The 26,085-nt window shown below is 44.3% G+C and carries 23 protein-coding genes; 8 read left to right on the top strand and 15 right to left on the bottom strand.

Features of this window, described 5'->3' with window-relative positions; all coding sequences use genetic code 11:
- Positions 1-231 precede the first annotated feature (231 nt).
- The gene (locus tag GVN16_RS13670; RefSeq protein ID WP_166564466.1) at positions 232-873 is read left to right on the top strand and encodes a carbohydrate-binding family 9-like protein; all 642 of its coding nucleotides are present in this window, start codon (positions 232-234) and stop codon (positions 871-873) included.
- 4 nt (positions 874-877) lie between these two features.
- Here the strand turns inward: GVN16_RS13670 and GVN16_RS13665 are convergent, their stop codons facing one another.
- The gene (locus tag GVN16_RS13665) at positions 878-1,429 is read right to left on the bottom strand and encodes a cob(I)yrinic acid a,c-diamide adenosyltransferase (protein ID WP_166564465.1); all 552 of its coding nucleotides are present in this window, start codon (positions 1,427-1,429) and stop codon (positions 878-880) included.
- A gap of 118 nt (positions 1,430-1,547) precedes the next feature.
- Between GVN16_RS13665 and GVN16_RS13660 the strand changes: the two genes are divergently transcribed.
- From GVN16_RS13660 to GVN16_RS13635, 6 genes are all read left to right on the top strand, one after another.
- Positions 1,548-2,054, top strand: coding sequence for a hypothetical protein (locus tag GVN16_RS13660; RefSeq protein ID WP_166564464.1), 507 nt, complete (start codon positions 1,548-1,550; stop codon positions 2,052-2,054).
- A gap of 4 nt (positions 2,055-2,058) precedes the next feature.
- Positions 2,059-3,288: an S-adenosylmethionine:tRNA ribosyltransferase-isomerase gene (locus GVN16_RS13655; protein WP_166564463.1), complete on the top strand. Its 1,230-nt coding sequence runs from the start codon at positions 2,059-2,061 to the stop codon at positions 3,286-3,288.
- A 17-nt stretch (positions 3,289-3,305) separates the two neighbouring features.
- A complete protein-coding gene (locus tag GVN16_RS13650; protein WP_166564462.1) occupies positions 3,306-3,863 on the top strand; it encodes a hypothetical protein in 558 nt (185 codons plus the stop codon).
- 89 nt (positions 3,864-3,952) lie between these two features.
- A complete protein-coding gene (locus tag GVN16_RS13645) occupies positions 3,953-4,381 on the top strand; it encodes a hypothetical protein (RefSeq protein WP_166564461.1) in 429 nt (142 codons plus the stop codon).
- 123 nt (positions 4,382-4,504) lie between these two features.
- Complete coding sequence (gene secDF, locus GVN16_RS13640) at positions 4,505-7,459, top strand: protein translocase subunit SecDF (protein WP_166564460.1); 2,955 nt, start codon at positions 4,505-4,507, stop codon at positions 7,457-7,459.
- Between the two features lie 60 nt (positions 7,460-7,519).
- Positions 7,520-8,104, top strand: coding sequence for a hypothetical protein (locus tag GVN16_RS13635; protein WP_166564459.1), 585 nt, complete (start codon positions 7,520-7,522; stop codon positions 8,102-8,104).
- Between the two features lie 162 nt (positions 8,105-8,266).
- Here the strand turns inward: GVN16_RS13635 and GVN16_RS13630 are convergent, their stop codons facing one another.
- The 12 genes from GVN16_RS13630 to GVN16_RS13575 form a co-directional block, all read right to left on the bottom strand.
- Complete coding sequence (locus GVN16_RS13630; RefSeq protein WP_166564458.1) at positions 8,267-9,214, bottom strand: polysaccharide deacetylase family protein; 948 nt, start codon at positions 9,212-9,214, stop codon at positions 8,267-8,269.
- A 106-nt stretch (positions 9,215-9,320) separates the two neighbouring features.
- A complete protein-coding gene (locus tag GVN16_RS13625) occupies positions 9,321-14,078 on the bottom strand; it encodes a hypothetical protein (RefSeq protein ID WP_166564457.1) in 4,758 nt (1,585 codons plus the stop codon).
- A gap of 17 nt (positions 14,079-14,095) precedes the next feature.
- Positions 14,096-14,923, bottom strand: a complete 828-nt coding sequence (gene prmA / locus GVN16_RS13620; RefSeq protein ID WP_166564456.1) for a 50S ribosomal protein L11 methyltransferase — start codon at positions 14,921-14,923, stop codon at positions 14,096-14,098.
- Positions 14,924-15,017: 94 nt separating this feature from the next.
- Positions 15,018-15,914, bottom strand: coding sequence for a cation diffusion facilitator family transporter (locus GVN16_RS13615; protein WP_166564455.1), 897 nt, complete (start codon positions 15,912-15,914; stop codon positions 15,018-15,020).
- Positions 15,915-15,975: 61 nt separating this feature from the next.
- Positions 15,976-16,392: a Fur family transcriptional regulator gene (locus GVN16_RS13610; RefSeq protein ID WP_166564454.1), complete on the bottom strand. Its 417-nt coding sequence runs from the start codon at positions 16,390-16,392 to the stop codon at positions 15,976-15,978.
- Between the two features lie 83 nt (positions 16,393-16,475).
- On the bottom strand, positions 16,476-16,841 hold the full coding sequence (locus GVN16_RS13605; protein WP_166564453.1) for a DUF1304 domain-containing protein: 366 nt from the start codon (positions 16,839-16,841) through the stop codon (positions 16,476-16,478).
- A 49-nt stretch (positions 16,842-16,890) separates the two neighbouring features.
- Positions 16,891-17,799 carry an arginase family protein gene (locus GVN16_RS13600; RefSeq protein WP_166564452.1) on the bottom strand — a complete coding sequence of 303 codons (909 nt, stop codon included), beginning with the start codon at positions 17,797-17,799 and terminating at the stop codon, positions 16,891-16,893.
- The gene (locus tag GVN16_RS13595) at positions 17,796-18,272 is read right to left on the bottom strand and encodes a DUF1003 domain-containing protein (protein ID WP_166564451.1); all 477 of its coding nucleotides are present in this window, start codon (positions 18,270-18,272) and stop codon (positions 17,796-17,798) included. The genes GVN16_RS13600 and GVN16_RS13595 overlap by 4 nt, the downstream gene beginning before the upstream one ends.
- A 25-nt stretch (positions 18,273-18,297) precedes the next feature.
- Positions 18,298-18,834 (bottom strand): DUF1003 domain-containing protein, encoded by a 537-nt coding sequence (locus GVN16_RS13590; protein WP_166564450.1) that lies wholly within the window; start codon positions 18,832-18,834, stop codon positions 18,298-18,300.
- Positions 18,835-18,953: 119 nt separating this feature from the next.
- Complete coding sequence (locus GVN16_RS13585) at positions 18,954-20,906, bottom strand: KUP/HAK/KT family potassium transporter (protein WP_166564449.1); 1,953 nt, start codon at positions 20,904-20,906, stop codon at positions 18,954-18,956.
- 93 nt (positions 20,907-20,999) lie between these two features.
- Positions 21,000-21,677 carry a response regulator gene (locus GVN16_RS13580; protein WP_166564448.1) on the bottom strand — a complete coding sequence of 226 codons (678 nt, stop codon included), beginning with the start codon at positions 21,675-21,677 and terminating at the stop codon, positions 21,000-21,002.
- On the bottom strand, positions 21,670-22,737 hold the full coding sequence (locus GVN16_RS13575; protein WP_229244176.1) for an ATP-binding protein: 1,068 nt from the start codon (positions 22,735-22,737) through the stop codon (positions 21,670-21,672). Before GVN16_RS13575 ends, GVN16_RS13580 begins: the two co-directional genes overlap by 8 nt.
- Positions 22,738-22,981: 244 nt before the next feature.
- Here GVN16_RS13575 and trpA point away from each other — a divergent pair, with 244 nt between their 5' ends.
- Positions 22,982-23,755 carry a tryptophan synthase subunit alpha gene (gene trpA / locus GVN16_RS13570; RefSeq protein ID WP_166564447.1) on the top strand — a complete coding sequence of 258 codons (774 nt, stop codon included), beginning with the start codon at positions 22,982-22,984 and terminating at the stop codon, positions 23,753-23,755.
- Between the two features lie 148 nt (positions 23,756-23,903).
- On the opposite strand, the gene GVN16_RS13565 is transcribed toward trpA, so the two are convergent.
- Together GVN16_RS13565 and GVN16_RS13560 are read right to left on the bottom strand one after the other, a co-directional pair.
- Positions 23,904-25,277 carry a Gfo/Idh/MocA family protein gene (locus tag GVN16_RS13565; protein WP_166564446.1) on the bottom strand — a complete coding sequence of 458 codons (1,374 nt, stop codon included), beginning with the start codon at positions 25,275-25,277 and terminating at the stop codon, positions 23,904-23,906.
- Between the two features lie 116 nt (positions 25,278-25,393).
- Entirely contained in the window at positions 25,394-25,768 is a 375-nt protein-coding gene (locus GVN16_RS13560; RefSeq protein WP_166564445.1) for a DoxX family protein, read from the bottom strand.
- Between the last annotated feature and the right edge of the window lie 317 nt (positions 25,769-26,085).

Raw genomic sequence — 26,085 nt, 5'->3', positions numbered from 1 at the left:
CCTTGATAATTTAAGCCCAAATCTAATCATTTTCTCAAATGGCCGGATATGGAGGGCTTTAGTTTACAACAATATTCTTCAAAATAAATTTCAATTCGGAGCAGTATCATCAAACGGATGTGTCCGGCGAAGGGGTATCTCATTGATTTTTATGACAAAACTTATACCTGTTCAATGATTAATACTATATTTGCCCGCATTATTTTTTGAGACAACGAACCTTAATTTACCATGAATTCCGAATACGGATTTGTTCTTACCCACCAGAAATGGTCAAGCCCGCTGGGTTTATATTTTAAACACTCGACCAACGGGACAGAATCAAAGGAAAGAACGGAAGTGAAACTGATGTTTGATGATCGGTTTTTTCATATTGATTTTGCCTGTTATGATGACCCGTTTCTGAACCAGAACACCATGACGGTACACAACGACCCGCTTTATAACCAGGAAGTTTTCGAACTGTTTATCAGTGACGGGGATGATGACCCGGCTCATTACCTGGAGGTGGAAATCAATCCGAACAATGCCCTTTGGACAGGTAAGATACACAACCCGACTTTAGGTGATGGCGGAGGCAATTCGACGGTCATGATAGATTATAAGGATAGCGGCATACAACATGCGGTGCAGAAATCTGAGAACTCGTGGAGCGGGAGACTGTCTGTGCCCTGGAAACTGATCAGTGATAAACAGGCGTCTGTTTACCGGGTCAATTTCTACAGGATTGTTTCCAAGGTTTCTCATCCCAACCCCGACTGGCACTGCAATAAAAAAGAATGTCATTTTTTATGCTGGAGTCCGACCATGAGTGGTGAAAATCCTGCTTTTCACAAGCCTAAGAAGTTTGGGAAAATGGTCCTGAAAAAATAAAAGGTCAAAGCCTGGGTTTCCAGGCTACTTCTTCTGTCTGCAGCTCCTGTGTTATTTTTCTTGACACCACAAAGAGGTAGTCCGACAAACGGTTGAGATATTGAATGATCATCGGGTTCACTTCTTCTTCCCTGCTGAGGCGGATCACGTGCCTTTCGGCCCTCCGGCAGACGGTCCGGGCCACATGGGCAAACGAAACCGACTGATGACCGCCCGGTAAAACAAACGCCTTTAAAGGGGGTATTTCTTCATTCATTTTATCCATTTCACGTTCCAGAAGCTCAATATCGGATTCAAAGAGATCAGGGATTTTCCTTTTGGTTTGCTCAGGTTCGGCGGCCAGGTCTGCCCCGAGGGTAAACAGCCTGTCCTGGATTTCTTTGAGGATATCTTTCCGGGCAGCATTTTCAGGCGAATCTCTTAAAACCCCTATCCACGAATTCAGTTCATCAACGGTACCGTAGGTTTCAATTTTGAGATGGTCCTTGCTGATCCGGGTACCACCGACGAGTGAGGTCATGCCTTTGTCACCGGTTTTGGTATATATTTTTGACACGTTAGACTAAATTTATTGTTAAAAATAATTTTAATGGGCTATATCCAAACTACCTTTGTGTTTTAAAAACCAGTCTCTCTACGAATGAAGGCTGGCTAATTACAGATAAACGATTACAATGATAAGTATTTTTTTTGGGTTTTGGAGAAAGGCTTCAATGGCTATCCTGATTGCTACCATTCTGTTTTGTTATGCCAATTTACCGGATTCTATCGCTGTCACTCATGACGAGGCCGGCAAGCCGGTCGGTTTTCTTGAAAAGCAGTATTTTTTCTATATCGCGGCGGGTGTATCCGTGTTTTTTAACCTGCTCATGGGAGCTCTTAAGAAACAACTGATCAAAATTAATTTTGTAAAACTCAATCCTGAGAGTGTCTGGGCGAAAAACAAAGAATCGCTGGATGATCTGATCGGAGGATGGTTTGATGCTTTTCTGGCTTTGGTCAACACCTTTCTTGTCTTTGTATTGTTCGGTCTCAACAGCATCAATGCCAACAAAGGCCAGATGCTTGACTTTAATTATAACTGGATACTGTTACTGGCCGGTGTGGTCTTAACGATCCTGATTTTCTTCTTACCGCTGAGGATCTTGTTTTCAAATCCTTCTGCTTCACGGGACAACTGATCGGATGAATAAGCATATTGCCATATCGGATTATCAATATGAGCTGCCCGATGAAAAAATAGCCAGGTTTCCGGTTGAGCCCAGAGACAGTTCCAAATTGCTTGTGGCGATCGGAGAGTCTGTTGAAACGGCCTCGTTTTCCGGGATCAGCGAATACCTGGATGACCAATCCTTCCTTGTTTTTAATAATACCAAGGTGATTCCGGCCCGCTTATATTTTAAAAAGAGTACCGGGGCTTATATAGAGCTTTTTTTACTTCACCCGGTTTTGCCTTCACCGGTCATTGCCCAGGCCATGGAAGCCACCGGCACCGCTGAGTGGATCTGCATGATCGGCAATAAAAAGAAATGGAAAGGCGAAATCCTTCAGGCCGTTTTTAACATCGGAGATGAATCCGTTGAACTTACCGCAGAGCTGACAGATCACGAAAAGAACCAGGTTAAACTGACCTGGAAGTCACCGGATAATCCTGGAAAAGAGATTTATTTCAGTACTTTGGTCAGGTCTTTTGGTGAAATCCCTCTTCCGCCGTATCTCAACCGGGAAACGGAAGAAAAAGACCTGGAAACTTACCAGACCATCTACTCCTTGCATGACGGGGCGGTGGCCGCCCCTACGGCCGGGCTTCATTTTACAGACGAGGTATTGTCAAAAATCAAAGCCAGAGGCATCGGATCAGGTTTTGTGACGCTGCACGTAGGAGCAGGTACTTTTCAGCCTGTCAAGGTGGAGAATGCCGTGGAGCACACGATGCACTCCGAGCAGATGATTTTTTCACTGGGTTTTATAGAGGCGTTAAAGTCTAACCTGAGCTGCGTTTTGCCGGTAGGTACCACTTCGATGAGGTCGCTGGAAAGCCTGTACTGGTTTGGTGTAAAACTCTTTTTAAAGGAAGGCCAGCAGTTTTTTATAGAAAAACTATACGCTTATCAGCATGAAAAGGATACACTTCCTTCTGCAGAAGAGTCCCTGGAGGCCATCATCAGTTTTATGAAAGCGGGTAACCTGGATCAGTTGCACGGTGAAACAGAGATTTTCATTTTTCCGGGGTATGAGTTTAGGATCTGCAGGGGCATCATCACTAATTTTCATCAGCCGGGCTCAACATTGCTGCTGCTCATCGCCGCATTGATAGGAGAGGGGCGGTGGAAAGAGTTGTATGCCTATGCTTTGGAAAACGATTTCAGATTTCTCAGTTACGGAGATTCGAGTTTACTGATCCCGTCAAAATAATTTAAATTCATTAAGTCATGGTAAAATTACATCGTATCCTCCTGATGATTCCGTTTATGGCTGTTTTTGTTAATTGTTCAAACGTCCGGAAGGTAGATACCACCTCTGTGAAAGAGCATCTGGGCGATTATAAGATCAAAAAAATCAGCCAGGAACAAATTGTTGCCCAGGTTGAGAAATTCGGCGGAGAAAATAAAGCCGGAATAGAAAAGCAGCTGGATAATGAAGCCGTCGTCAAAAAAGCCGGTTGTGATTTTAAACTTTTCCCGGTAAGCGATTCACTGAATGCCCTTTCTCCGGGAATCGTGAGAATGATCAGAAGCGAGGACCTGAAAAAAGCAGGTGCATTTCAGCCCAAAGAAAAGGAAGTGCTGGAGGCTTATCAATACAGTTTTGAGAAGAACCTGGAATCCGGCACCAATATTCAGCAGCTTAACGACACATTATATCTTTTTACGATTCCTGTTTCTAAAAAATCAGCTTACTCAAAGGCATGTGTGGCCAATGATCCTCATGCGTATGCGGTGGTCGAACTGCTGCTGAACAAGTCTTACATGATCAGACAGATAAAATGACAAACGGGCTGAAACTCAAATGATTTTTGAATTTATTATGATCATTTGTTGACTTTTTCTTTGAAAAGATTGTAGATTTGCGGCTGTTAATGAAAAAACAAAGGAACATATTGCGTTTTGCGGGGCTGTTAATGCTGTTCTCTGTGCTGTTTACTCACGTATTCAGCCATAGTTTCAGTGAATTGACTTCGCTTGGGCAATTGCGTCAGAACGAGGAAAAAGTACAGAAACAGGAGGGTAAATCCGCCTGCAAACAAGCCGCTGCTTCCGGAAAAGACGCTGAAAACAATAAGGAGCCTCAGGAACAGGAAGACCAGACGACGATAAGCCAGCTGACTTTCGAAGTGGTGGTGCCGAGTTACGCCTTTGATTTTGGTGTACCCCTTATCAGTTTATTTTCTCCGAAATTCGAGTTTCTTTCTGATGAAGAAACCCTTCCTGAAATCAATAATCCTGCTATTATTGATTCCTATTTTGAAAAACTTTTTGAGCACCATATCGCGATCAATGCACCCTGATCCCGGCCAGATCTCCTCTTTTAACTAATCTTAATCATTATATAAGCATGCTCTGCTGTCAAGCCCCGTGAGCATGATCATTATCAATATCTCCCGCAGGGGTAGGGGGAAATCAATTTTACAATGAGAAACAAAGGCGGTATTATAGCCCTGTTGGTAACTTTCCTGCTTATCAGTGGCTATTTCTTAATCAGAACCTGGAAAGTTAACAGTATCCGTAAAGATGCAGAGATCTCTGCAACGGACAAAAATGGTGTCATTGATCAGGCTAAAAAACAAAGATATCTTGATTCATTGTGGAAGCAGGATGTGTTTCTGGGATCGACACTTGAAAACCTTACCAAACAAGAGCTGGGCTTAGGTCTTGACCTTCAGGGAGGTATGCATGTGATTCTTGAGGTTTCTCCTACTGAAATCATCCGTTCGCTTACCAAAGGATCCCGTGATCCGAAAATTGCTGTGGCTATCGAGAAAGCCAAACAGATTTCTGTGACCAGCTCAACCAACTTTGTTGATCTGTTTGTGTCGGAATATAGAAAATTAGCTCCTGACACTAAACTGGCCACTATTTTTGCGAACAGCAACAACCGTGAAATCCTGAACCTGAATTCTTCTGACGCCGAAGTTATCAAATATGTGAAGTCGGAATCTGACGGAGCATTTGACCGTGCGTTCAAAGTTATTCAGACCCGTGTCGATAAATTCGGGGTGTCTAACCCTAACCTTCAGCGTTTGCCGGGTACCAACCGTATCCAGGTGGAGCTTCCGGGTGTTGACAACCCTCAGCGTGTAAGAAAATTACTTTCGGGTGCTGCCAAACTTGAATTCTGCGAAGTGTATGAAGTACAGGACCTTGGACAGTCATTTGATGCTCTTTCGGCTATCCTAACCCAACTGGACCTTGAAGAGAAAATCAAGAAAGCCCCGGCTGCTGCGGCAAAAACTTCTGCAGATACTACAGCCAATAACCTGGCTTCCCAGTTGAAAGGAGCTGCGAAAGATACTACCAAAAGAGATTCACTTTCTCAGACCAATGGTTTCAGCAGCATCTTTATTGCTTCACCAAGCGGTCTGGCAGTAAGATCAAAAGATACTTCGAGATTGAACACCATCCTGAAAAGACCGGATGTGAAAGATTTGTTCCCTGCTAACCTGTCATTCCTTTATGACGTATCTCCGGTGGCTAACCCTACCAATAATGAAGAGATCGTTAATGTTTATATGGTGAAAGACCTGGGTAGTGCTCCGCTTGGAGGCGATGTGGTGACTGACGCAAGACAGGACTATGATCCGCTTTCAGGTAAGCCTGATGTAAGCATGCAGATGAACGCTGTAGGTGCCCGTAAATGGAAAAACCTTACAGGTGCCAATGTTGGAAAGAGAATCGCGATTATCCTTGATAATTATGTTTATTCAGCTCCAAACGTAAACCAGGAGATCTCAGGAGGTAATTCAAGTATCTCAGGATCATTCAGCGTAGAGCAGGCGATTGACCTTGCCAACGTATTGAAAGCGGGTAAACTACCTGCACCGACCAACATCATTGAAGAAGGTATCGTGGGTGCCTCAGTAGGTTCTCAGGCGGTTAAAGCCGGGGTATTGTCTTCAGTAGTGGGTTTATTGGCGGTATTGATCTTCGTAATGATCTATTATAACCAGGCGGGCTGGATTGCTAACGCGGCTTTGCTGGTTAACCTTCTTTTGCTTTTGGGTGTGATGGCTTCATTCGGAGCAACACTGACGCTTCCGGGTATTGCCGGTATCGTACTTTCAGTAGGTATGTCGGTCGATGCGAACGTACTTATTTATGAACGGGTCAAGGAAGAGCTCAATGCCGGGAAAAGTTTCGGTCTGGCTATTGCTGACGGTTTCAGACATGCGATGCCTTCTATCCTTGACTCCAACATCACGACGCTGATCACCGGTGTTATCCTGTTTATCTTCGGTTCTGGTCTGATCCTTGGTTTTGCTACTACGTTGATCATCGGTATTTTCACTTCACTATTCTGTGCGGTATTTGTAACCCGTCTGATCTTTGATTACTTCATCAAAAAAGGTAAAACGGTTAACTTCTTCACTGCCTGGACAGAGAAATTGTTCAAGGACTCTAATTTTGACTTCCTTTCACGTCGTAAGATATTCTACGCCATCTCGGGTGCTATCATCCTTGCAGGTGCGGTTTCTATCGGAATCAGAGGTTTCGGTTTAGGTGTTGACTTCAAAGGTGGACGTACTTATGAAGTTAAGTTCGATAAGACTGTCAATACTGAAGAAGTAAGAGAGGCGGTTGAGAAGGCTTTCGGTGGAGCAGCAGTCGAGGTAAAAACTTTCGGTGGGTTCGACAAAGTAAAAGTAACTTCTGCTTATAAAATCGAAAATACCGACAATGAAGTTGAAAGAGAAATCGAGTCTGATCTGACTAAAGTGGTTTCTGATGTAAAAGGTAACAAAGGTAAGATCGTAGGTCAGTCTAAAGTAGGCCCTACCATTGCCAATGACACCATCTGGTCGGCATTAAAGGCTATTTTCTATTCATTGGTGATCACCTTTATCTATATCTACATCCGTTTCAAGAGCGTTGCTTTTGGTTTCGGTTCGGTGATCTCATTGTTCCATGACGTATTGATCATCCTGGCCATCTACTCTATCTTTAACGGTATCCTGCCGTTCTCTTTAGATATCGACCAGGCTTTTGTAGGTGCGGTACTGACGTTGATGGGTTACTCAATGAATGACACGGTCGTTATCTTTGACCGTATCCGTGAGTACTTGTCAGATAAGAAAAATGCGAAAGAAAGCCTTGCAACGGTTATCAATAACGCTTTGAACAGTACATTGAGCCGTACGGCCGTAACAGGTATCACTACTTTGATCGTGTTATTCATCCTGTTGATCTTTGGTGGTGAAACCATCAGAGGGTTTATCTTCGCGATGTTTATCGGTGTCATTATCGGTACTTATTCGTCATTGTTTATTGCTGCTCCGATTGTGGTTGACTCTATGCAGAGAAGACTTCAGAAAGAAGGAGACTCAATGTTGCAGGCAGCTAATGCCACCACTGAGCCAGGTAAAAAATAAGGAATTCAGATATTCAAAAAAGCCCCGTGGTCTTCGACTGCGGGGCTTTTTTTTGATTTAGTGAGTGGCGATTTGCGTGGCTGCAACTATGATTTGTGTGTCGGCAAGTATGATTTGCCTGTTGGCAAGTATGATTTGCCTGTTGGCAACTATGATTTGTGTGTTGGCAACTATGATTTGTGTGTTGGCAAGTATGATTTGTCTGTTGGCGAGTATGATTTGTGTGTTGGCAAGTATGATTTGTCTGTTGGCAAGTATGATTTGTGTGTTGGCAAGTATGATTTGTCTGTTGGCGAGTATGATTTGTCTGTTGGCAAGTATGATTTGCCTGTTGGCAAGTATGATTTGTGTGTTGGCAAGTATGATTTGTGTGTTGGCGAGTATGATTTGTGTGTTGGCAAGTATGATTTGTCTGTTGGCAAGTATGATTTGTCTCGTTGCAAGTATGATTTGCCTCGCTGCAAGTATGATTTGTGTGGCTGCAAGTATGATTTGTGTGGCTGCAAGTATGATTTGTGTGGCTGCAAGTATGATTTGTCTCGTTGCAAGTATGATTCGTCTCGTTGCAAGTATGATTTGTCTCGTTGCAAGTATGATTTGCCTCATTGCACGGAGGAACATACCGGCACGAGTGGCATCAGATGAACTCACGAGGCAATACCCCGGGGGCAGCCGTTGGGATTGAACGGAGCGATGGAGAGAGCAGCCCTTCCGTATCTCTGCAGACGGTAAATTAAACCGCGTCAGGTAAAATTATTGGGGTCGGAACCGGCCGGGATTTATATCTGAGGCAATTGTGGAGTATCCTTACAGCCCCAGCTCATCCATTTTTTGTTTTTCATACCTGCTGTCTTCGGCGGGATAGCGTAAGGTGTTTTCGAATTTGCCGGATTGCTTTGCCAGGGCCCATACGAGGCTTTCTCCGGCTGGTATATTGGCCGGTTGTTGGTTATAGATATCATCCAGGTAAGCCTTATCTGCATCCAGTACTTCCCAGCCCGTAGATTTGAAATGTTGAACGAGCTCATCTAAAAAGAGGGAGGCTGCTAAATTGTGATGCAATAAAAGCACATGATTGATTTGCCTGCCTTTAAGCTGAACAGCCAGTGAATCATAGTAAAGGGCCCTGTCGTACAAATGTTGAATGTAATACTTTTTAAAGCCTGAAATATCTGCTTTGGGGTTTTCTTTCAGGCGTTTTACCAGCCTGCTACTAATATACCAGTCTGAAGCATCTATCGAAACATGTCCGTTTTTATAACCTTTTTCTGCCAGGAACTGCCGTATCCCATCAACCTTTTCTTTTGTATTTCCTTCTTTTAAATAAGGAAATCTGACATAGGGCAGATAGTTTGAATATGTTTTTATGAGGGCATCATTTTTCAGAATTTCAGCTTTGAAGGAGTCCAGCGTAACGTCTTTGCTGTTAAAATTGGGATGCGAAAAAGTGTGGTTGGCGATTTTGTGTCCCGCATCATTCCAGGAAGATAAAACATACTTGCCCTCTTTGCTTACTTTGTTATGTCCCATAGAAAACAGGATTGATTTTAATCCGTGCTTTTTCAGATTTTCCAGAAGAAGGGTATTCCAGGCCTCAAGGCTGTAACCGGCCTGTGCGTCTGTATTGCCATCATCAAAAGTAAAAGATATTCTGGGTTTGTCTTTTGCTTTGACGGTTGCTGCAGGATGGTCACTTCTGAATTGGAAGGCAGTAAGACCGGTTACTATGGCAAGGATAGCTATTACAGATTTCATGAAGTTTCTGAAACGGTTTATTTTGATATTTATATGCAGGAATGCGTACGAAAACCTTTTGTAAGTACTTGAAGCGTACAAAACTATATTGAATAAGCTAAAGTCATTAAAATCCTTCCTTCTCTGCCTCTTTCTTCGTTTCTTTTTTCACGCCGGGTTTGGGTACTTCCACCAGTTTGGTCGGGTCGCTTTGTTTTTTGGCGAGTTGGGTTTCTTTGATGCCCAGGTAAGTCTGAAGAAATCTCTTCCTGAATTTGACGGCTTCGTCGGCTTCCACAAGGACTACATCAGACTTTTTATCTTTTTTGGTATCGGAGTTCAGCATCTGGTTAACGGCGTCGTCAGAACTCATGATACCGAGTTCTCCGTTTTTAACCCCGAAGTAATACCATTTTTCAGGAGAGATTTCAAGAAAGACATAGACTTCATCTCCTGTAAGCGGGCTTTTGATGACTTCCACATAACCATCCACCATGGCATTGATGTCCGTTTCCCCAATGTTGGAAATCCCGATTTTACCATAACTGTAGAAGGAGTTCATGACCGGGTTCCATTTCAGATTCAGGTCTGAAAACAGGATCGAAGAATAAAACTTAGGTGAATATTTGAAAAGAGGCAGGTGTTCTTTCATGGTTTTGTTCCTGTAATCTTCGGCTCCTTTCTGTCCGACATACTGAGCCAGCTTGGACATAAAATACGGAGAGTCTGCTACAATGGCACTTTCACTGTTGCCCACTTCCAGGTTGGCTTTAACAATGTTTTCCCCGATTTTGAGTGTTACTGGCATAGGAATCGGGAAATTGAACCTCATCATGGTAGAGAAGTTGTACTTCATCGAATCAAGGGCCAGGTTGGCAATCCCTACGGTTTCCAGGTATTTGTTCTGCTCACCTCCGAGCAGGTTAAACTTGCCTTCCATGGCTATCACCCCTTCATCATCAAATAATTCATAGCGGTTGACAATGTCGGTTTCCAGCTTGATATTTTGCGGGGTAACGACAAATTTCTTATTGGGTTCATCCCTTTTCAGCACTCCGGACGCCAGGAATATATCATGATCATCCTCAAATTTCTTGGCTGAGAGGAAGGTCGGGTACATCGCGTTGGTTTGCACTGCCACTCCCATATGTAGTCCGACAAACAATGGTTTGCCACCGTCTTTCAGGGTATTGTCAATATTGATGCTGATTTCCTCTGATTTATTGCCGCTGTAGTTGACCCAGTTACCGCCCAGCATCGGGTATTTTTTCAGGTCGGGCATAATGGCTCCTTCCAGGTTCAGGTTTTTGAACGGGGCCATCATCGTGATTTCGCCGCGATACAGCATTTTAGGAGAGAGGTAAACTTTGTCTTTTTCAGTTACCCTTGCCCTGGCAATGGTCGAGAGCTTGCCTGAGGTTTTGTTTTCAAGGATGTTGCCGTCTTTTGAGATTTCTGCAAATTCGAAATTGCCCAGTTTGATATTAAAGGTATCGGCACTTACATTGACAAACTGGTAATCGGCACTTCCTGAAAACGAAAGCCTGGAATTGATTTTGACATTGGCGTTCGTCAGCACATGGTAGCCGTTCAGTGTATCGGCTATGATCTTGGCTTTGGTAAACGGCTCCAGCATACCGTCTTTTTTGACAGAAACTTTCCCGTCTCCCGGGATCACCGACGCATCTACGGAGTTGATGGAAGGCACACCGCCGATGTTAAGGCTCATGGCCACAATATCGTACATGGCTGTTGATCCGTTAAATTTCAGACCGTACTGGTTAGGATTGGTGGCGGTAAAGAGGGAGTTCTCCACGTTTCCGGCCATGCTTATTTTCTTGCCCTTGATATCCCAGGTGGCTTTGTCGATGGTGGTCTTGTAAGAAGCAAACGGGAACTCCAGTTCTGATTTGACTACCTCGTTAAAGTCGGCATTCTGAGGGGATATTTTGGCTATGGAGCCGGTGATGTTAAAGTCGATAGAGACATTTTTTCCGGTCAGCACCGGTCGTGATTCTTTCTCGCCGGATTTGATTTTGAAACCTGCGTTTTCAGCCAGGAAGCCTGTTTTGTTAAATTTGAAGCTTTCAGATGATGCTTCCGAATCAGTCCTGTCGAGATTACCGCTTCCGAATAGTCCGCCGGACCTGACGATCAAAGCACCATTCAGCACAGTAGTGCCGGCATAAAAGTTAAACCCTTTCTTAGAGCTTATTTTCATGCTGTCTGCTTTGGGAATCCAGCCGAGGTTAAATTCGGTAATGGCCACATTGGGAAAGTAAGCGGCAGCTCCGGTGGTTTCTGTGATTTTGCCGGTTTCTCCTTTGGCATACAATGAATCCGTCCAGAAATTGATCTCTGTGGCTTTTAATTTACTGGCCAGGTGCGTGATTTCTCCGGAGGTTTTAAGTCCTCTTTTGGTGAGCACCAGGGCTGAGTCCAGTTTCACGGTGGAGTTTCCTCCATATAATTTGTAAGGCACTGTGGCTTTGTGCCTGATCCCCATACTGGTATCGGGCATCAGCCTCAGGGTTTCATTGATCGGGTTAAATATACCGGCAGAATAGAATGTTCCTTTCAGTTCAAGGTCTTTGGTATTTAAACTGTCGATGTCGATGGACGGTACTTTGAAGTACACTTCATTTTCAAATTTCTGCCTTCTGCCCGGTTCGTTAAAGTGAACGAGGGCCCCTTCTTTGATTTCAAGTTTCGGAAAATGAGCCAGTTTCTTTCTGCCCGATTTGTTGTCGGGACTGTTGAGATACAAAAGACCGGTAGTGCCGTATTTGATGTTCCCGCCGATTTCTTTTTTGCCGCCTTTTTTGAATATGGCCAGCGGGATGTAACTGATGGAGTCAATTCTCTTCAGTTTGACGAGGAATTTCTCATAATCTACTTCAAAATCCCCTACAAAGCGGTAGTTTTTAACAATGATCTGCCCGTTAAAAGTGAATACCTTATTGCCGATGATCTGCATCGACTGGTCTTTCGGCTGGAACTGTATCCCGAGTGAATCACTGAGTTTAAATTCCTGTGTACCTTTAATGTCGAGTGATTTGGACGTAAGATCAATGGAAGCATTGCCCTGGTCTGTGGCATTTTTATTCAAAGAAGAAAGCACTAAGTCGTCATAGTCTGTCTGTCCCTGGGAGGACTTAAAGTAATGAAATCCTTTTCTGCTGATAGAGTAGGTGTTGAGATGGGGATTATAATCAAAGAATCCCATCTGGTGGCCGATCAGCATACCATTGCTCACAATGCTCCTTTCCTTTTTGGTGATGGCCTGCATTTCATCAATGGTGAGCGAGTTTACTTTTTTCCTGTTCACCACATTACCGGCCAGGATCAGCGGGTTGTATCCGGAAGCCGTACTCAGATACCTGAGCCTGTCAGGATTATAATAGTTGAAAGATTCAAAATTGGCAGGAATTTCACTTTTTCCCGAGACAATGTAAAAGTCCATTTTCCCGCTGGTCAGGTCCCATGACATGGCGTCACATTTGATGTCGACCTGGTGGAAAGTATCTGAGTAAAAGCTGTTTCTGTATCCGCCTTTCTCTATTTTATTGAGTTTTAATTTCTTGTTGATAAAATCGTACCGCATTCTTACCGCCGGATGGGATATCGAGTCTTTGTCGATCAGGGTTACAAAACTGACCCTGTCTGAAGTAACAAGTGTGTCACCGAATTCGAATCTGCGTCCTTCCACAGTAAAAGCGTGCGGGATGTTTTTATTGGTGGTTATCCTGGAATAATCGTCATAAACAGAGGTGGAAAACATCCGGGTACCGACGAGTGAGAATCCTCCTTTGTAATCGAAATATTCATTATAAACACTCAGAACAGCGTCATTATGGAATGACTTAAACCGTGGAAACGTAGAAACCTGGCCTTTGGGCCGCTTTTCAAGCTTGATTTCAATGACGCCTTTGACCGGAGCTTTCAGTTTATCGGGGTATTCAAAAGTGACGTCTTCAGCTACAATTCTGGGGGTGGGTGTCTTGAAACTATATTTGTCAAAGGTAGCTTTGGCTGTGGGGATGCTCACATTGGCCCAGTCAGTTACCCCTTTTTCTCCCACAAAAAGCTGTCCCGACCAATCCAAAGCACCTGAAGTCTGTTGAATGACGACAGAATCGGAAGGTGTCACAAAAATCAGGTCGACCTGTGAAAAAACAGTGACAATCCCGCTGATGGAGGGCAGGCTGACCGTGCGGACACCACCCGACTGCAGGGGTTTAACTTCCAGGCTGGCGTCGTTCCACGGATCGTATTCTTCTTCTTTCTTGTTCAGATCTTCAGACCAGCCATAATCCTCTTCTTTTTCTTCGGTAGCGGGTTTTTGCGTTTCCTGCGGTGTCTCTTTATTAAAGAAATCCTGTTTTTTATCGAGGTACCTGAACTCATATTTGGCGTTCAGGGCATATAGTTTATTGAAAGGCGAATTGTATATCAGGCGGTTGCTGAAGAAGTCGTTCAGTGCAGCCACCAGTTCAATGTTCTTTTTCGGGATATTGGCTTCGGCACTTTTCCTGAGGAAAACGGTAAACGAGGAGAGTTGTTCGTTGCTGAAGTTTTCTTTGGTGATCAGCGTGCCGTAAAGCCTGAGCAGGTTGACGAATTCAGGTCCCTTGAAACCTTTTTTTGACAACATCTGGGCCAGTGTGATAAACTCTTTCTGGGCTTCCGGGCCGACAGAACCGCTGAATCCTGACTCAAAACCTTTGATCTGTGCATTGAGGGCCGGGTTGGGCTGATTGCCCACCACTTTCATGAGGTCTTTTAAAAACTGGACAGGCTCGGACGAGAGATTAATACCCTGAGCATGTCCTGCAAAGGGTAAAAGGCCAAAAAGTAAAATAACGAGCCGGACTCTGATACTCATTCTGCTGATCTACATGATTATTGTTTTATGAAAACGACAGCCGCCCAATTATTCTTACTTAGATGAGTAAGTTTTTTTAATCCTGATTTTTCGGCAACCTCCTGAATATCAGCAATGTCATTTTCATAAAAACCACTGATGATCAAAGTGGCTTTTTCTTTCATAAAATTCACATAAAGAGGTATTTCTCTCAGGAGAATATTGCGGTTGATATTAGCCAGTACAATGTCATATACTTTGGCAGGCTCGTCTTCGATGGTGCCCAGCCTCGTGGTGATATGCTTGCAATCATTTAATCCGATGTTTTCTATCGTATTTTCTACCGACCACTCATCAATATCAAAAGCGGAGATTTCGACAGCACCCAGTTTTTCAGCCAGGATGGCCAGGATTCCTGTGCCTGTTCCTACATCCAGCACGGTTTTGTTTTGGTGGTCTATCCCCAACTGCAACTCCATGACTTGGGAGGTGGTTTCATGGTGACCCGTGCCAAACGACATTTTAGGGGTGATCACGATTTCCAGAGGGAATGCCGGGTCAGGTTCATGGAAAGTGGCTCTCACATAAATCTGGTCGGTGACCGTAATGGGCGAGAAGTTCTTCTCCCATTCTTCATTCCAGTTTTCTTTGGCAATTTTTTTAAGTGAATAGGAAAGAACGGTCTTGCCCGCGTATTCTTCCAGCAACCATTTCAGCTCCTGGTCTTTGTATTCTTCTTCAACAATATATGCTTGCAGACCGTCTTCAATATCAACGAATGAATCGAAGCCGATTTCGGCCAGTTCGGCCACAAGGATTTCGGCAAAATCCGAATCCACCTGGATAGTAAGTTCTAAATAGTTCATGGCTGCGAAGTTCGGAAATCAAATCAAATAGTTGGCGTTTTTTTTGATTTTTTAGGGATATCGTCTTCGTTCGCAGCCGATCTTATGGTTGACATCAGCAATTTCTGAACTGACAGCCCTCGCTCACGGTTTCCAGCTGCAGTGTTGGATGATGTACTTTGTTGGCGAGCAGGATGTCTTCCGCTTTATTCTGAATTTCCTGAAGCCTGGTAATGGCCGTGTCTTCTATAACAATATGCAGTGTCAATACATTGTAATTGCCGTCCAGTGTCCAGGCATGCAGATCGTGCAGGCTGCTGATGCCTTTGATCTTCATGATTTCTTCTCTGATGAATGGGATATTCAGATGTTCGGGCACAGACTGCAGGAATATTTTAAGGGTATTGACCAGGTTCGGCACTGCCCTTGAAATGATAAAACCTGCGATGAGAATAGAAAGCAAAGGGTCAATCCAGTACCATTTTGTAAAATAAATGACGATGGCACCGATCAGTACCGCTACCCAGCCCAGCACGTCTTCGAGCAGGTGCAACATAATGGCCTTGCTGTTGTGACTGTGATCATGGTCATGTGGACCGTGATGATGGTGGTGGTGATGGCCGTTTTTGATTTTGAGAAATGCCAGTCCGTTGGCCGCGATGCCAAGAATTGCAAGCCAGAGCATACCGACACTGTTTACCTCCTGAGCCTGGAACAGTTTGGAGAAAGACTCTATTAACATTACCAATGAACCGCCCAGAAGGAAAACAGAAAGAATGAGGGCTGATAGGAGAGAAAACCTTTTATATCCGTAGGAATAGGTTTCGGTTCTTTTCCTGCCGGAGATTTTTTCAAACCAGATGCCGAGACCGATAGCCAGTGTATCACCGAAATCATGTACGGCGTCTGTCAGGATAGCGGTTGAGTTGGTGAAAATCCCACCGGCGAGTTCGATGATGGTAAACCCGGCATTAAGCCAGAATGCTGTATTTAAACCTTTTTGATGTTCCATAATAGTAAGATAATGATATCACAAAGGTAAAAATCCGCGGCGTGCAATGCCATTGCAATGTTCAGGCAGAACACTTCTCACACAGGCCCCTCGCAATAAGGCTGAGTTCCTGCATTTTAAAACTGCCTGGCAATTTGATTTCCGGCGTCTTTATTCTCGGCAGGCAGAAGGTTTCCTTACAAGACGTACAATAGAAATGAAGGTGTGAGTCTGCATGGTGGTTTTCTGTGCAATGGTCCTCGCACATGGCATACTTGGTGACCGTACCGTCATTGATGCTGTGTATCAGTCCTTTTTTCTCGAAAGTTTTCAGGGTCCGGTAAAGTGTGATCCGGTCTGATCTTTCAAATTCATTTTCCAGCCCGGTGATGCTGATGGCAGATTGTTGCTTCAGCATATGGTCCAGCACCATCAGCCTCATGTTAGTAGGGCTGATTTGTTTGGTGATCAATATGTCTTCAAGACGATGCGTATTCATGAGTTTTCGGGATACCAGCTAATCACCGGTATCCTTTAAATAACGAATTTCTGCAGGTTAAAATTCAAATCCGGGTGTGGGGATCAACCGGCCAGGTAAATGGCTATGATGGCCAGTGTAGCTGGGACGGTCTGAACAAACAGGATGGTTTTTTGGGCCGTAACGGCTCCGTAAATACCAGCTACCGCCACACATCCCAGGAAAAAATAAGAAACGTTATTGCTCCAGACCGGGTCAGTGATGATGAGCGACCAGATCAGTCCGGCAGCCAGAAAACCATTGTAAAGCCCCTGGTTGGCGGCCAGTGCTTTGGTCGGTGGAAAAAGACTCGCCGGAATTGATCTGAATACTTTCGGGCCACGGGTGGTCCAGGCAAACATTTCCAACCATACAATATAGAGGTGAATCAAAGTCACAAGTCCGATCAGTATGTCAGCGATTAATTTCATGGGTGATTGGTTTTTAGTTAAGGTTCAAAAATAAACTAAAATCCTGAATTTATTCAATGGTTTTCACAATGTTGAGTAAACGTGTCAGTTGGTCTATAAAAGCCAAGGAAAATTCGCTGGTGGGGTCGAGTTCCGGATCCAGGATTGTGATGTTGATTCCGGCAGCTTTTTTATCTGATAATAGCAGCAAAAACAGCTCAGAGAGTTCTTCATAAGTCAATCCGTCGGGCTGCGGGCTATCTACGGCAGGCATGATGTTGTGGTTTAACACGTCTACATCCATATGAATCCAGAAACCGTCCAGTTTACGTGATTTCACCATATTAAGAAATTCTGCGGTTGTCTTTCCGATGCCGTTTTCCCTGAGCTGATACAGGTCGGAATAATGAATGGAGGTTTCTTTGACGGCATTTACATAATCTTCTTCATCGAGATACCGGTTACCGATGCACCAAACCTGCTCCTCTTTTACATAGGGTTTAAGTTTATCGATATTGGTCAGTTTTTGAGGCCCGTAACCTGTGATTATGGCGAGGTCCATTCCTGCCGCTCCGCCCGTTTGCGACATATCCGGCGTGACAAAGTCGGTATGCCCGTCGAGATAGAATAAGGCGTAATTTCCCATCTTCTTCAATGCGAGCATATTGCCGATGAGGACGCTGCAGTCGCCACCCAGAACGACCGTAAAAGTGTTATTACCGATCACTTTCTGTAACATGTCAGATTGTTTTCCGGCATACTCCGCTATGGCGTCGGCATTCCTGACTCCTGTGGTTTTGTCGAGATTCATGGTGTAAGGCGGTGGTTCAAGCCTGTATTCAGCAACCGGGCCAAGCAATGAATGGAATTGATGCTTTCTCAGCCATTCAGGCAATTTCCTCACACCGGGTTCGTGTCCGGGCTTCAGTTCTTTCAGCCCGAGATTTGACGGAAATTCAACGATAGCAATGCTTTTCATGCCCGGGATTCTTTGTTGTTTTCCGTTTTCTTGATCTGGTCAAGGATTTGCAGAATGAGGGCATTCTGGTTTTCGAGATGCATCAGTATGGTCTCAATCTCGGTTTCGGCTTTCCGGTTGATCTCGAAATCGGCTTCTGCCCTGAGTTCGGCGTGACCGGATTGCAGGTTTTGTCCCACCATGATGAGCGGCATCAGGAAAATCTGGATCATATTGGATATGAATAACCAAAGCACAAAGGCAGGAAACGGGTCAAATTTAAGATGGTCCGGTGCGAGGCTGTTCCACCCGAGCCACAGGGCTGTCCAGGTAAAAATGATCATAAAAAAGCCCATGCTGCCCACTTTTTCTGTGATGACGAGGGCCAGTTTATCCAGCCTGCTCAGGTTTTGTTTGTGCTCAGCATTAACATTTCTGACAGGTTGATGATCACGTTTGATCTCTTCGATGGTTTTGAGATGCTGATGTTTCATATGAGTTTGAGATTTAATCCGGGTCTTATTTTTTTTCAAGTCTGGCACTTAATTCCTGCAATATAGTCAGCTGATTGGCCTGGGATTCAAACAGGGTTTTGATCTGATCTTCCAGTAGCAAATCCATTTTCTGATGCAAACTGCGGATCTGCATTTCAGCTTTCAGATTGATCAGGTAATCGTTTTCGCTTTGCATCCTGTCTTTTTCTTCCTGCCTGTTCTGACTCATCATGATGATCGGGGCCTGCAAGGCAGCCACGCAGGAAAGGATAAGGTTCATCAGGATAAACGGGTACGGATCGAAATTGATGCCTGAAACCGAGTTGAAAATAATCCAGACAAATAAGATAACCGCAAACATGATGATAAATTTCCAGCTGCCGCCGAAACGGGCTACTTTGTCTGATATTTTTTGTCCCTGGGTCAGGGTTTCGCCCGGAGGGTTAAGGAGGTTATGTATGATCAGTTTTTCTTCTTTGATAGATTCTTCTACAATCTGATGCAGTTTTTTCAGGTGATTGTTTTCTTCACTGAGTAAGCGGGAGATATCCTTGTTTTCCATACGGCTGTTAAAATTATTTTCTGAAAGTTATTGAATTTTTCCGGCAATAAAGACAAAAACCCTGGTAGAGTTTATTCTGTCAGGGTTGTGTTTTTTACAGAGGTTGTCCGCTCCGGAAATTACCGGCATGCTCTTATCAGGCTTACTTTTTCAATGGGGTGATAAACCAGCGGTATCAGTTCTTTTTCCACATCGCTTTTGTCAAGTCCGAAGGCTTCCTGGTCGCTTTGTCCGAGTCTTTTGAGGAAGAAATAAGAGTTAAGAAGCAGACCTTCCCTTAGGGCAAACTCATTTTCCACCGACAGGAATTTCTCAATGACCACAAATTTGAAGTCCGGGTTCGGATTGTATTTCGTCGAGCCGTCAGGTCTGATGTGCAGATTAAGCTCCTTATTGATGACCAGGTCCCGGACGATCTGTTTGAAATACAATTCTGTGCGGGGCTGAATCCTGAAGCCGATATTGATGTTGATTTTGATGACTTTGTCGTCAATCAGTTCTGAAACATCATAACTGAGGGTATAGGGGTTTTCGGTCCTGTCGATATGCAAAAACCAGTAGACATCTGCTCTTTTCGGCTTTTTAGAAAATATCGACTTGATGATTTTATCTTCTATTTCATTTCTTCTGTTGGCTTTGGTCAGGTAAATCAGGTGGGTGGAAAATTTCGGTATGTTGTCATCCTTGCTTAATTCGGAAATCATGGTGGTGTATTTTCCCAAATCCACGAATTTCGTCAGGCGGTTGTTGACCTTCCGGGCATAGTACCACACATACATGACCATGAAAATAAACAGTTCGAAGAATAAAAACATCCATCTCTCCTTGATCTTGGCCACGTTGGCGATGAAAAACGAGATTTCGATCGTTGAAAACAACAGGAGAATGGCCACTACCCACACCATTTTCCATTTGAGCTTATAAACCATAAAATAGCTCAGTAATACGGTGGTCATCATCATGGTGATCGTGATGGAGAAGCCATAGGCGGCTTCCATGTGGGTGGACGATTTGAAGTAAACGATCATCATCACACATCCGATCCAAAGTAAATTGTTGACACTCGGAATATAAATCTGTCCTTTGGTTTCGGAGGGCTGTCTGACGGCTACCCTGGGCCAGAAATTCAGGTTCATGGCTTCGCTGATCAGGGTGTATGATCCGCTGATCAGGGCCTGGGAAGCAATAATGGCCGCGAAAGTAGCAATACAGATGCCGGGAATCAGAAACCAGTGAGGCATCATTTCAAAGAACGGATTCCTGTTACCTAAATCGGGATTGCCCTGGTGCATGAGCCATGCGGCCTGACCGAGGTAATTGCTGATGAGGCATATTTTGACAAACACCCAGGTTATCCTGATGTTTTTGCGGCCACAGTGCCCAAGGTCAGAATACAGGGCCTCAGCCCCGGTGGTGGCCAGGAATACTGCTCCGAGCAACCAGAAACCATGGGGATATCTGGCCAGGAGTTCGTAAGCATAATAAGGATTAAGGGCTTTTACTACAGAAGGATAATGGATGATCTGGGACAAACCGATAACAAGAAGCATCGTAAACCAGACGGCCATGGCCGGTCCGAAAAGTATTCCGACTTTTTGCGTCCCGAATCTCTGGAAGAAAAACAGGAGTGATAAAATGACGATAACTACCGGAACGGTCGGTAAATGTTCAAATCCTCTGACGATGGTAAAGCCCTCGACAGCTGAGGCCACTGAAATGGGCGGGGTGATGATGCCGTCAGCCAGCAGTGTGGTAGCTCCTAAAATGGTAGGAATGACCAGCTTTTTGCCATATCTTCTGACCAGGGCATACAGAGAGAATATTCCTCCTTCGCCCTCGTTATCGGCCTGGAGGGTCAGCCAGATGTATTTAACGGAAGTTTGAAAGACCAGGGTCCAGAAAATACATGAAACGCCTCCGAAAACGAGGATTTCGTCAATTGGCCGTGAGCCTACGACGGCTTTCAACACATAAAGGGGGCTTGTTCCGATATCTCCGTAAATAATTCCCAGTGCAACGAGCAGCGACGCCGCGGTCACTTTTGATGAAACTCCTGTTTTTGAATGACCCACTTTCTTACAAAATTAATGATGCCGCAAAATTGGCTCATTAGGTATAAGTAAAGTGTAAAAGAGAATAAGGCAGATATAAAGATTTTATAAAGATCAGTTAAAACGGTATCCTACGCCGCTTTCTGTGACGATATGCAGGGGTTGATTGGGATTGTCTTCGATTTTTTTGCGGATCTGGGCCACAAAAACCCTCAGATATTGTGTCTCTTCCTGGTAGCCCACACCCCAGATCTGCTTGAGGATATAGCGGTGGGTGAGTACTTTGCCGGCATTTTTTGAGAACAAAGCCAGCAGGTTAAACTCTGTAGAGGTCAGTTTTAATATTTCATCATTCTTTTTGACGATTCTGTTGATCAGGTCGATCTGCAGATTGTCAAAATCAAGAACACTTTCTATACTGCCGGTCTGGTTCCGCCTGATGACCGACCTGATCCGGGCCAAAAGCTCACCCGTTCTGAAGGGTTTGGTGAGATAGTCAGCCGCACCGAGGTCCAGGGCTTGTATGATGCTTTCTTCGTCGTCCTGTACAGATAAAATAATGACGGCTTTGGAATACCAGGTTTTGATTTCTTTCAGTACTTCGAGCCCGCTTTTATCAGGAAGGCCGATGTCGAGGAGGATAAGGTCCGGAGGGTGGCTGGCGGCGAGAATGATGCCTTCCCGGGCTGTTTCGGCCTGGGTGATCTTGTAATCATTGCTTTCAAGGATGATCTCGAGCAATTTCCGGATCTGGGGTTCGTCATCTATGACCAGTATTTCCTGCTTATTCATTTTTCAGATTGTTTAGATAGGATGCATCGGCTGGGATATTAATGGTAAACCTGGCACCTCCTGAAGGTATATTTTCAAGGAGGATTGTGCCGCTGTGTGCCTCAATATACCCTTTGGCAATAGAAAGCCCCAGGCCGGTTCCCCCCGTCTTTGAATCGGGTAAACGGTAGAATTTCTCAAACACTGATTCGATTTCATTTTCAGGAAACCCGCCTCCGTTATCTGAAATGATGATGATGCAATTCTGATCATCGCCTTTTACTTCGATGTTAATTTTGCTTCCGTCAGGGGTATACTGAATGGCATTGTGCAATATGTTATGAAGGACCTGCTCCAGTAATCCTCCGTCGAGTTTGTACAAAGGAAGGGTTTCGTCAGGTTCAAAAATAAACCGGTGCGTTGTGACAGGAAATCCCCCGATGATACCGAAGACGATTTCATTGACATCACTCCAGTCGAGGTGCAGGGTCATGATGCCTGACTCCAGCCTGCTCATATTCAGCAGGTTTTTGACCTGCCTGTTTAATCTGACGCTGGCAATGTCTATTTCTTCAAGCAAAGCCCCTTTGTTTTTGTCTGATAATTTATGGTTGCTGTCTTTCAAAGTGTCCACGGCCCCCAGAATTGTAGCGATGGGTGTCCTGAGTTCATGTGACAAAGAGCTCAGCAAGGTATTGTAAAGTTTGATCGTTTTTTCTTTCTCTTCTTTTTCCACCGCTTTCTTTTCCACTTTCCTGATTTTGATGGTCAATACGGCATTGACGCAGGCAATAACAAAATACATCATGAAAATCAGGATGTCTTCGGTGTCACCGATATGAAACGTAAACAGCGGAGGAATGAAAAGGAAATTCCATGCCAGGGCACTGAGTAAAGCCGCCAGCAGCACAGGGAAAATATCAAAAAGCATAGCCAGAAGCGATACTACCATCAGGAGGAGCAGGGCCACGATCTTGTAGTTGATCAGATCAATGAATAAATAGCAGCCAATAGCAGCCATCAGGACAGTGATCAGGCTGATGACGTATTGAAAGGCGGCATTGTATTTTCTGGAGATCAAAATATTCCTGTTTTATGCAAAAGTAAGATTTATTGATTGAAAATTTGATGGAGTTTCTGTTGTAATATCTTTTTGTCAGGTAACAGGGTTTTGTATTCCTTTATTGGCTATTGATCTCAATACTTTCAGATATCCGATTTTTAAACGGTTTCTTCTGCTATCAAACCACTATAAATTCCTAATTTTGGAGCAGGAACCGGAGAAGAATGCTATCAGGTGTATTCCGGAATTAATTTATCATGATATGAATCGTATTGTAGAAACATTTAACAACAAAACCGGGAAAGTACTTAATATTTATTTTACGGCTGGTTTTCCTCAACTGGAATCAACAAGGGAAATCCTTTCGGCCATTGAGGCCGGCGGAGCGGATATTGCCGAGATCGGCATGCCTTATTCTGACCCTGTGGCTGACGGTGAAACCATCCAGGCTTCCAACCAGGTGGCCTTAGATAACGGGATGTCCCTGAAAGTGCTTTTCTCGCAGCTGGAGGGCATGAGAGACAGTATCAGGATTCCGGTGATCCTGATGGGTTATCTTAATCCGGTTTATCAGTACGGTATTGAAGAGTTCTGTAAGAGATGTAAGGAAGTGGGCGTCGACGGGCTGATCATTCCTGACCTGCCGATTGATGAATATTATGAAGAATATAAGCCGGTTTTTGACCAATATGGCCTGTTAAATATCTTTTTGATTACCCCTCAAACTTCTGAGGAAAGGATCAAAAGGATCGACGAGATTTCTGAAGGGTTTATCTATATGGTTTCTTCTGCCAGTGTGACCGGGGCTACTTCCGGCATTTCTGAGGGGATGGAGACTTATTTTAACCGTGTCAATGCCTTGAATCTGAAAAACCCAAGACTGATCGGTTTTGGAATAAAAGACAATGAAAGCTTCAATAAAGCATCGGAATACGCCGCAGGAGCCATTATCGGAAGCCAGTTCATCAGGGTAATTGAATCAGCTGAGCATCTGAAAGAGGATATTGTTGAGTACCTGGAAGGCGTGAGAGGGTGAGATTTCCGGAAGAAGGAAAAAGGTAGGAAGGGAAAAGGAGAAGGCAGGGGAAAATAAAATTTTTCATCTCATACCCGTGCCTTCAGGCCGGAGAAAATGGATAGAAGATAAAATAAAAAGACCGCCGGGGCCCGGCGGTCTTTTTATTTTATTTTTTGAGCAATTTCATGTTCTCAGGATCCCAGATCACAGGTTTCCTGTTGAAATAGCTGTCATTACAAGACAATACCGGGGCGGCTGCTCTGAAGCCGAAAATAGGGTTCTCGACGGTATCCTGGCTGCCTTTCCTGATGTTATCAAAGAAATTGCCGAAGTGATTTTTATGTTCATCGTCTCCCTGAGGTGGGGTAAACTTCACTTCTTTCACAGGCTCACCTTTTCTGTCTTCAGCGGTATAAGTCGCATTATATTGTTTCTCAAATTCCTTTTGCTGGGCTTCTGAGAAAGTGAAATAACTGTCATAATTGCCATATCCCGGAGCTTTGGGGAGCTTTTTCTTGCTGAGCACCAGTCCGTTGCCCGAAAGGTCAAGCTGCCCTTCAGTACCGATGATCCTGGTGTTGTTGTTGATTGTACCTGCGTTGGCAAAATTAACCCTCAGTACCATCTGGAATTCAGCGTGTTTATCTGTTTTAGGATAATCCATTACCGCCACCATCACGTCAGGCACATCACGGCCGTCTTTCCAGTAGCTTAGTCCACCCGAGGCAAATATCCTGTTTGGTCCTTTGGAGTCGAGTACATAATGAACTCCGGTGATCAGGTGAACAAACAAGTCGCCGGCTACGCCTGTACCGTAGTTTTTGTAGTTTCTCCATCTGAAGAAACGCTTGGCGTCAAAAGGCATTTTGGCGGTGTCTTTCAAAAAGGTATCCCAGTCCACCGTTTCAGTAGAGGCATCTGTCGGAATCGAATAATTCCAGGCACCGATGGCATTGAAACGGTCGTTGTTTGATTCTATATAGTTGATTTCGCCGAGGTCGCCCGCAGCGATCATTTTTTTTGCTTCATTAAAAACGCTTCCGCTGATACGCTGGCTGCCTACCTGCATGGTTTTGCCTGATTTTTTCCAGGCTTCAATCACCGGGCGGCCTTCATTGATGCTCTGTACCATAGGTTTTTCGCAATACACGTGCTTGCCGGCATTGAGGGCATCGATGGTGATTTTATCATGCCAGTGATCAGGCGTAACGATCAAAACAGCATCTATATCTTTGCGATTGAGAATTTCACGGTAATCTCGTGTGGTGAAAATATCTTTACCGAAAGTTTCCTGAACCCTTGTCAGCCTGCCGCTGTACAAATCAGCTGCCGCTACAAATTCCACACCTTCGTTTTTAAGAGCAGAACGGGTGTCATAGTTGCCCTGGATACCCATGCCGATGGTGGCAATACGGATTTTATCATTGGGACTGACAGACATGCTTTTGATGATAGAGAACGGTTTGGCAAATCCCGGAGCGGCTGAAAGCAAAGACAAGGCCCCGACATTCCTGATAAAATCCCTTCTGGTAGGCTTCATAGTTTTATATCATATATTTTAAGGTAAGAAATTGAGATAAAACAAAAATAACAAAAAAAACACCCTCTCCAAAAGAAAGGGTGCCTATTATATTTCAGGGGGTTTTAAGGGGTATTTTATTCTTGTGGCTGGGTACCGGCATACACCAGGGCTCCACCGGCAATGGCTATATCTTTCAGCAGACTCATCATGGACATCTGTCCTCCGTCGCCTCCGGCCAGTACGCCCGGCAAGTGGATAGAAAGTACAAAAATGAGCAACATGATGGCGAGCAATGTGGCAGCCAGCCTGGATTTTTTCTGAATGATGATACTGACAGCTGCAGCAATCAGGGCTGCTCCGGTGATGTAAACCCAGATAGCTCCTCCCGGTATCGGCACCATAGCCGCCATATTATTGGCCGCCATAAAGTGCAAAATTCCGAAAATAGCCATCGGAATAGCCAGCAGAAAGCGGCCCAGCTTGGTTAAAGGTGAAATAATTGACTCCATAAAATTTAAAGGTAAGGGTTAAAAGGTTAATAAGAGCGGCGAAAAGTACAATTATTTATTGAATTAAACCAAATATTTACTTCTGTTTTTTTAGGTTAAGCACGACCACCTTTCCGGAATCACCTTTTTTATAACTGAATTAACCTTGAAAATTCATAGTTGTACTTTAAATTTTCAAGGTTAAATGGTCTGCAACCCTGAAAATTTAAAGTTATGCTCCGATTTTTCAGGATAAACCCTGACACCTGCTAAAGCACTACTTAGAAACTCACTCCCCGAAAAACCTCATTCACTCCTTCAAAAGGCTCACTCATCGG

The sequence above is a fragment of the Emticicia sp. CRIBPO genome (genome assembly GCF_009905725.1).
Taxonomy (GTDB): domain Bacteria; phylum Bacteroidota; class Bacteroidia; order Cytophagales; family Spirosomataceae; genus Leadbetterella.
The sequence above is the reverse complement of the archived record's forward strand: the minus strand, read 5'-3'. Positions and strand labels throughout refer to the sequence as shown.

What these genes read in the sequence shown, in the direction of transcription:
- GVN16_RS13670 (WP_166564466.1), top strand. Translation starts at nt 232, where the DNA reads ATGAATTCCGAATACGGATTTGTTCTTACCCACCAGAAATGGTCAAGC.
- GVN16_RS13660 (WP_166564464.1), top strand. Translation starts at nt 1,548, where the DNA reads ATGATAAGTATTTTTTTTGGGTTTTGGAGAAAGGCTTCAATGGCTATC.
- GVN16_RS13655 (WP_166564463.1), top strand. Translation starts at nt 2,059, where the DNA reads ATGAATAAGCATATTGCCATATCGGATTATCAATATGAGCTGCCCGAT.
- GVN16_RS13650 (WP_166564462.1), top strand. Translation starts at nt 3,306, where the DNA reads ATGGTAAAATTACATCGTATCCTCCTGATGATTCCGTTTATGGCTGTT.
- GVN16_RS13645 (WP_166564461.1), top strand. Translation starts at nt 3,953, where the DNA reads ATGAAAAAACAAAGGAACATATTGCGTTTTGCGGGGCTGTTAATGCTG.
- secDF (WP_166564460.1), top strand. Translation starts at nt 4,505, where the DNA reads ATGAGAAACAAAGGCGGTATTATAGCCCTGTTGGTAACTTTCCTGCTT.
- GVN16_RS13630 (WP_166564458.1), bottom strand. Translation starts at nt 9,214, where the DNA reads ATGAAATCTGTAATAGCTATCCTTGCCATAGTAACCGGTCTTACTGCC.
- GVN16_RS13625 (WP_166564457.1), bottom strand. Translation starts at nt 14,078, where the DNA reads ATGAGTATCAGAGTCCGGCTCGTTATTTTACTTTTTGGCCTTTTACCC.
- prmA (WP_166564456.1), bottom strand. Translation starts at nt 14,923, where the DNA reads ATGAACTATTTAGAACTTACTATCCAGGTGGATTCGGATTTTGCCGAA.
- GVN16_RS13615 (WP_166564455.1), bottom strand. Translation starts at nt 15,914, where the DNA reads ATGGAACATCAAAAAGGTTTAAATACAGCATTCTGGCTTAATGCCGGG.
- GVN16_RS13610 (WP_166564454.1), bottom strand. Translation starts at nt 16,392, where the DNA reads ATGAATACGCATCGTCTTGAAGACATATTGATCACCAAACAAATCAGC.
- GVN16_RS13605 (WP_166564453.1), bottom strand. Translation starts at nt 16,841, where the DNA reads ATGAAATTAATCGCTGACATACTGATCGGACTTGTGACTTTGATTCAC.
- GVN16_RS13600 (WP_166564452.1), bottom strand. Translation starts at nt 17,799, where the DNA reads ATGAAAAGCATTGCTATCGTTGAATTTCCGTCAAATCTCGGGCTGAAA.
- GVN16_RS13595 (WP_166564451.1), bottom strand. Translation starts at nt 18,272, where the DNA reads ATGAAACATCAGCATCTCAAAACCATCGAAGAGATCAAACGTGATCAT.
- GVN16_RS13590 (WP_166564450.1), bottom strand. Translation starts at nt 18,834, where the DNA reads ATGGAAAACAAGGATATCTCCCGCTTACTCAGTGAAGAAAACAATCAC.
- GVN16_RS13580 (WP_166564448.1), bottom strand. Translation starts at nt 21,677, where the DNA reads ATGAATAAGCAGGAAATACTGGTCATAGATGACGAACCCCAGATCCGG.
- trpA (WP_166564447.1), top strand. Translation starts at nt 22,982, where the DNA reads ATGAATCGTATTGTAGAAACATTTAACAACAAAACCGGGAAAGTACTT.
- GVN16_RS13565 (WP_166564446.1), bottom strand. Translation starts at nt 25,277, where the DNA reads ATGAAGCCTACCAGAAGGGATTTTATCAGGAATGTCGGGGCCTTGTCT.
- GVN16_RS13560 (WP_166564445.1), bottom strand. Translation starts at nt 25,768, where the DNA reads ATGGAGTCAATTATTTCACCTTTAACCAAGCTGGGCCGCTTTCTGCTG.